Annotated in this window: 5 protein-coding genes; all 5 read right to left on the bottom strand. The window is 70.5% G+C overall.

The window, feature by feature from the left end; translation table 11 throughout:
* Nucleotides 1–1,176: TIGR03862 family flavoprotein (locus WBA11_RS04880; RefSeq protein WP_424519598.1), on the bottom strand; the 1,176-nt coding region annotated here is incomplete at its 3' end.
* Between the two features lie 71 nt (nucleotides 1,177–1,247).
* Entirely contained in the window at nucleotides 1,248–2,261 is a 1,014-nt protein-coding gene (locus tag WBA11_RS04885) for a L,D-transpeptidase family protein (RefSeq protein WP_424519599.1), read from the bottom strand.
* 317 nt (nucleotides 2,262–2,578) lie between these two features.
* Nucleotides 2,579–3,613 (bottom strand): potassium channel family protein, encoded by a 1,035-nt coding sequence (locus tag WBA11_RS04890; protein WP_424519600.1) that lies wholly within the window; start codon nucleotides 3,611–3,613, stop codon nucleotides 2,579–2,581.
* The gene (locus tag WBA11_RS04895; RefSeq protein WP_424519601.1) at nucleotides 3,614–4,108 is read right to left on the bottom strand and encodes a hypothetical protein; all 495 of its coding nucleotides are present in this window, start codon (nucleotides 4,106–4,108) and stop codon (nucleotides 3,614–3,616) included.
* Nucleotides 4,108–6,391: DUF2339 domain-containing protein (locus tag WBA11_RS04900; RefSeq protein WP_424519602.1), on the bottom strand; the 2,284-nt coding region annotated here is incomplete at its 5' end. The genes WBA11_RS04900 and WBA11_RS04895, both read right to left, overlap by 1 nt.

Raw genomic sequence — 6,391 nt, forward strand, 5'->3', positions numbered from 1 at the left:
CGCTTGCAGCGCGGCGGCCCGCCCGGTCGCCAGGCAGCCGGTGATCAGCCAGCCGCCCGTCGGCGCCTCCCAGTCGAGCATCTCGCCGGCGGCGTAGACCGACGCGTGGTCTACCAGCCGAAACCCGTCCAGCGCACCGAACCGGAGCCCTCCGGCCGTCGAGATCGCTTCGTCCATCGGCGACACGCCCGCATGGCGCACGGGGAGCGCTTTGAGGACTCCGGGCAGGTCCGTGCCGAACGGTCGTCCGCACTCGTTGAGCAACGCGGCGCGGACGCCTTCTAGACGCAGCGCCTTGCGCAGACGCGTCGCCACGCTCGCCTTCGGGCTCTGCCGGGCCAGGCGCTCGGCAACGACGGCGTGGGACAGGTCCGGGAACAGATCCACCGTCAGATCGGCCCCGTCTCGGACAGCGCTGCTGACGCTGTAGATGCCGCCGCCCTCGAGGCCGCGAGCCGTTACCACTGCCTCTCCCCGGCTGGTTAGCGCTCCCGCGGTAAACGCGACGCCCTTGAGCGGCTGCCCATGCCAGCGCTCCATGTGGGCAGACCAGTCGACTCGGAGCCCGACGTTGGCCGCCTGAAAGGGCGCCACCGAGCCAGGCATCTGCGCCGCCCACTCGCCGTCGCTGCCCAACCTTCGCCAACTCGCCCCGCCGAGTGCGAGGATGGTGACATCTGCGACGGCCTCTCGTGGCCCGTCTGGCGTGTCGAACGCGGCTCGACCATCATGCCAGCCCACCCAGCGCCACCGCGCCCGCAGGTCGACCTCGAGGCCGTCCAGCCGCCTCAGCCAGGCCCGGAGCAGCGGCGACGCCTTCATCGCGACAGGAAACACGCGCCCGGTCGATCCGACGAAGACCTCTTGGCCCAGGTCGGTGACCCACCGCATGACGTCGGCGGGGCCGAACTCGGAGACGGCACGCGCGAAGGCGGGCGGCACCTCGCCGTACGCCGCGTCGAACTGGTCGTCTTGCTTTGTGAGGTTGAGGCCTGACTTGCCGGCCATCAGGAATTTCCGAGCCGGCGTCGGCATCTGGTCTGCGACGACGACGGACATGCCTGCCCCCGCCAGGACCTCGGCGGCCATCAGTCCCGCGGGACCCGCCCCGATCACGAGCGCCGTGCCGGCCCCGCCTCGGGTAGCGCGTTGAGAGTCGGGCACCGGTGGTCTCATTGGCATTCCCTCTGCAAAAACGGCCTCCACCCATCGGGCAGAGGCCGTCTCAAAGTCGTCCTCGAGGGCGGCTAGCTGCGGCGCCCGCGGAGCCGGTCGAAGGCCCGCTGCTGGTCCGTGCCCGGCGGCACCATGTACGGGTCCGGCGGCAGGTTGACCATCCGGATGACCGGGTAGCGCTCGCGGTGCAGGAACGGCTGCGGCGGCTCCGAGATGTCCTCCCCGATGATGAGCACGATCGTCCCCTGGTCCGTGATGTTGGCACCGGCCGACGAGATCGGGTCACGCTGGCCCTCGACGTCCCACGTGTCGACCCAGTTGTAGAGCCACTGGGCGTCGGGCTCCAACATGCGGATGCAGCCGTGCGAGGCCGGCCCCGAGGTCGGGAGCGCGTACTGGTGCATGTGGATGCCGCGCGCCTCGTGCAGGTTCATGACCCAGTACATCTCCCACAGCTCGGCGTCGGGGTCCGACGAGCCGAAGCCGGGGCTGAGCGTCGAGACGCGGTACTCCTGCTGCCAGTTGACGTTGAACCGGCCGCTCGGCGTCCGCGCGCTCTCGGTGCCCGTGTTGATGATGCCCCACCGCGCGAGCTCGCCGCGCTCGTAGGCGCCCCACGCCTGGATGTTCTTGTCCAGGATCACGATCTTGTCGAGGTCGGCCGCACCGGGGTAGTAGCGCGGGAACGGCGAGTAGGCCCGGAAGTCGAGGCCGAAGTGCGTCGGGACGATGAGCGTGTCGCCGGGGCTCAGGTTCTCCAGGTCGTTCCGGTTCAAGAGCCACAAGAGCGGCTTGATCACGTCGCGGTCACCGCCGAACCGGCTGTAGAGGTTGAGCCGCGCCTCGAGCCGGTTCTGGCCCTGGGGGACGACGTAGTAGTCGTAGTGGACGCGCGGGACCTCGCGGATGGACTCCGAGGTCCGGCGGTTCATGGTGTCCACCAGCCACGCCTGGCTGAAGTACGTGACGGGACCGTCGGTGGCGAAGTCCGCGGAGATGGCACCGTCGGCGGCGCGGTCCGCCGCGCTCTGGGCGGAGGCCGGGACGGCGCAGGCGACGAGGAGGAAGGCAGCGAGGAAACGCATGGTGGGGAGCATTCGGAATCGAGGTCGAGTATACCGCGCGAGCGCAGAGTAGGGTCCGACAGGCACCGGCCGTGCCGTCGACCTCGAGGACGGCGATAGAGCTTGAAAACGGGACCGAGCCCCGACGATTGCCCCCCTGTGGACGCTTCACGTGGGTGATTGCTTACACGGCGACAGGACCGACCTCGAGGGCGAAAAGAAGCGACCTCGAGGTGTGGCGCGCCCGCCTGGTCCGTCCTGGAGACTGTACGGCAGCCGAGTCGCCCTCGCGCATGCGGGGAGCCATACGGTGGTCTGCCCGACTTCGGTGTCGCGTTCTACACGGTCATTCCCGCGCCCTCGATGCGGAGCCGACGCAGGGGCTCGGCCGAGGCCAGCACGATGAGCGTGTCGCCGGCCTCGAGGACGAGCCGGGCCTCCGGGTTGAACAGCCCCTCGCCCGTCGCCGCGCGCAGGACGCCGACGACGATGGCATCGAAGCGACTTCGGAAGTCGACGTCGACCAGGGAGATCCCGTCGAGCAAACTGCCGTCCTGGATGACCACCTCTTCGAGGTCGACGTCGAGCGTTCCGACGCCCAGCGCTTTCTCCATGAACCGGTCGACGCGAGGGCGCAGGATGGTCTGCGCGATCCGGTCGGCGCCGATCTCGAGCGGCGAGATCACCTTGTCCACCCCGGCGCGCAAGAGCTTCTTGGTCGCGGTCTGCTCGTTGGTTCGGGCGACGATGAACAGGTCAGAGCGGTCCACGATCTCCCTCGCCGACAGCGCGACGAACACGTTCGACGCGTCCTGCGGCAGGACGAGGACCAGCCCGGCCGCCCGGTCGATGCCGGCCTCGAGGAGCGACGCCTCCTCCTCGGCCTCGGCCTGAACGAAGGGGATCCCGGCCGCGTCGAGGTCGGCAATGCGGTCGTCGCTCCGGTCGATCACGACGACGTCCCGACCGGCCGCCACCAAGTCCCCCACGATCGACTCGCCCAGCTTCCCGTAGCCTGCGATGACGTAGTGACCCGACAGTCTGTTGATCCGGCGTTCCATGGCGCGTTGGCGGAGAGTGGCGGTCGTGACCAGGAGTTGGACGACGCGCGAGGCGATGGTCGCGAACGTACCGATGCCGACGAACGCGAGCCCGATCGTGAACAGCTTCCCGGCGTCGGAGAGCGGGCGGACCTCGGCGAAACCGATCGTGCTCAGCGTGATGAACGTCATGTAGAACGCGTTCATCACCCGCCAGCCCTCGATCCAGACGTAGCCCGCCGTCCCGACGGACATCAAGGCCGCGACGGCCGCCGTGCCCAGCAGGATCTCGCGGCCGGTGGTGGCACGAGTAGGGACTCGCGGCAGCGCCACCTAAGCGAGCGCGAACGCTCTCCCGGCCCAGGTCTCGCCTGCGGGCCGAGCAATGCCGCGCTCCCTCAGCGCCCCGACCGTGTCCGAGGTCACGTCGAGGACGACCGTCTCGGCCCCAACCTCATCGGCTTTCACCAGGCGTCGGAACGCGGGCCGGGTGGCCGTCTCCCACGCGTCGCCGTCCCGGTACGTCACGCCGAGCGCGGGCGCGAGCGACACGTTCTCGGCCTCGAGGGCGGCGGCGACCGCCCGCTCCATCGAGTCGATGCCGCAGCCGGAGACGCCGGCGTTTAGGTCGGCTTCCGAGATCACGGCGCCGACGGCGAGCACGCGGCCCTTCAAGACGTCAGCGGCGGCGCGGACGGGACGGCCGTGGCTTTGCCACGACGGGAGCCAGGCGCCGAGGTGTCGACGAAGCGCGTCGGCCTCGAGGGCGGAGACGGTGCGGTCGAGGGTGAACAGCCACAGGCGGGCGGCGTCGGGGAGCAGGGTCATCACGCGTCGAGGTCTGGGGAGGGCTCGTGGTCGGCGCGGGCCGGCGGGAGCGGGGCTCGGTACCCGATCAGCAGCACCAGGGTCCCGACCACCAAGAACGCACCGATGCGGACCAAGGCCTCGGCCTGGGACAGATCGACCAGGAACAGCTTGGCCACGACCAGGCCCAGGATGGCGGCGCCGAAGAACCACAGCCCGCGACTCTCGCGGCGGGCCGCGACGATAGTGAGCACGAGCGCGAGGACGGTCCACGTGACGGCGAGCGCGGCCTGGACCGTCGAGGACGCGTACAGCGCATCGAGGTCGTAGGCCGCGGCGCCGGCCGCGTGGGCTCCGCGGGCGACCTCGACGGTGAGCGCTGCGAACCCGAGCCCGCCGATTACGACGGAGAACACGCGCCGCGCGTTGTATTCAAACCCGGACCGCACCGACACCAGCACGAGCAGAAGCGCGACGGTTGGCAGACCGAGCGGATTGAGGACGGGAAGCGTTGGTAAGGGGTCTGCATCACCCGAGAGCCCCCACGACGCCATCGTCCACCACACCACCGCGACGATCAGGCCCAGCGTCGAGGTCACGCGCTCCGACCTCGAGGCCCACGACGCGGGCACGCGCCACGACGCCACGAGGGCAGCGACCCAGACGGAGAGGAAGGCTCCGAGCGGCCATACCAGATCCCAAAACTCGTAGTAGTAATCGTCGTCGCTCCGAACCCCCTCGACGAGACCCTCTCCCACCACGAACGCGACGACGGCCGCCCCGAGCCAGACAGCGCCGATGTAAGCGGGGCGGCGGAACCGCACGTCTCGACCTGAGGCCAGCGCCCACGCCGCCGACGCGAACACGGCGAGCCACGCCGGGCCGCGCCACCCGGCGGCCAAGACCGTGTCGGTAAACAACGCGACGACCCACAGCGACCCCGCCGCTGGGACCATGCCGAACGCGGCCACCCGTATCGCGCGCCACGACAACGCCTTCCCGAGCCCCACGAACAACGCACCGGACAGCGCCGTGGCGCCCAGCATCGCGGCCAATTGATGCCGGTCGGCAGCGATATCCAAGACGTGGGCCGTGACCGTCAGCGTCCACCAGAACAGGGCAGCACCGAGCAGGGCCAGGCTCGCCGGCCGCTCCCAGCCGGGGATGCCCCACCGTTTGTGCGGCGGCGTCTCGATGAGGGGCCGGTCCGCGTCGGCCTCGAGGGCGAGGTCTCCGCCGGCGTCCTCGAGGGCGGGCGTCTCTGGCTCGGCCTCGAGGGCGGGCCGTTGCACCAGGTAGGCGGACAGCCCGAGCCCGACGGCCACGACCCACCCGGTCAGCGTCTCGGCCGTGAACGCGTCGTCCGGCGTCACGACGCCCTCGCCGAACAGGACCGACGCCGCGACCGCCTGGAGCCCGATGCCGGCCACCTTCATCCAGCCCTTCCGCTGACGCATGCCGACCCAGACGAGCCCGGCGCCCTCCAAGACCCACAGCGCGCCCACCAGCACGCGCTCGAAGGCGAGCGGGAGCGCCAACGTCGCGAACGCGAGGCCGACGGCCAGGAATCCGTCCGCGAGCAGGCCGAGGTCTCTGCGCTTCCGCAGCAGCCCCGCACCCACCAAGTAGACGACGGCCAGGATCGCTGCGCTCCACGCACGCCCAAAGGGGACCACGCCCTCGATGAGTCCGGCCTGGAGTGCGAACGTCGCCGCGGGGAGCCCGAACACCAGCGCGCCGTCCACGACCAGGGCACGCTCCGGCGTTGAGGTCTGGGCCGAGCGGACCGCGAAGCGAACGGCCAACGCGAGGTAGATCGCGAAGTTCAGGATCACGAACGGCTGGACGCTCCCGTAGAGGTCGGGGCTGTACCGGAGACCGCCCCACAGGCCGCCCGTCACGAACGTCGACACGAACCCGACGACGGCGACCGAGCGCCAGCCCTTCGACCACGCGACGCCGAGCACGCCCAGGTTCAAGAGCGCGTAGTAGCTCAGCAAGAGGATGTGGCTCCCGTCGTTCGTGCCCGCCAAGACCGGAGCCGCGAATCCGCCCGCGACGCCCAGAACGGCCAAGCCGGGAGCGTTTTGGAGGACCGCCAGCGCACCGCACAACACGGAGACGACCGCCATCAGCGCGATCGCCGGTAGCGACGGCAGGATGCCGTAGAGCGCGTACGCCGAGTAAACGGTCAGGTAGAGCACGGCCACGCCGCCGCCCTGAAGCGTCAGCCCGAAGCCCGGCGTGCCGCGCCGCAGCCTCCACCCCAGCCCGACCATCACCAGGCCCGCCGCGGCGGCGGCC

Source organism: Rubrivirga sp. (genome assembly GCF_049648075.1).
Lineage (GTDB): Bacteria > Bacteroidota > Rhodothermia > Rhodothermales > Rubricoccaceae > Rubrivirga.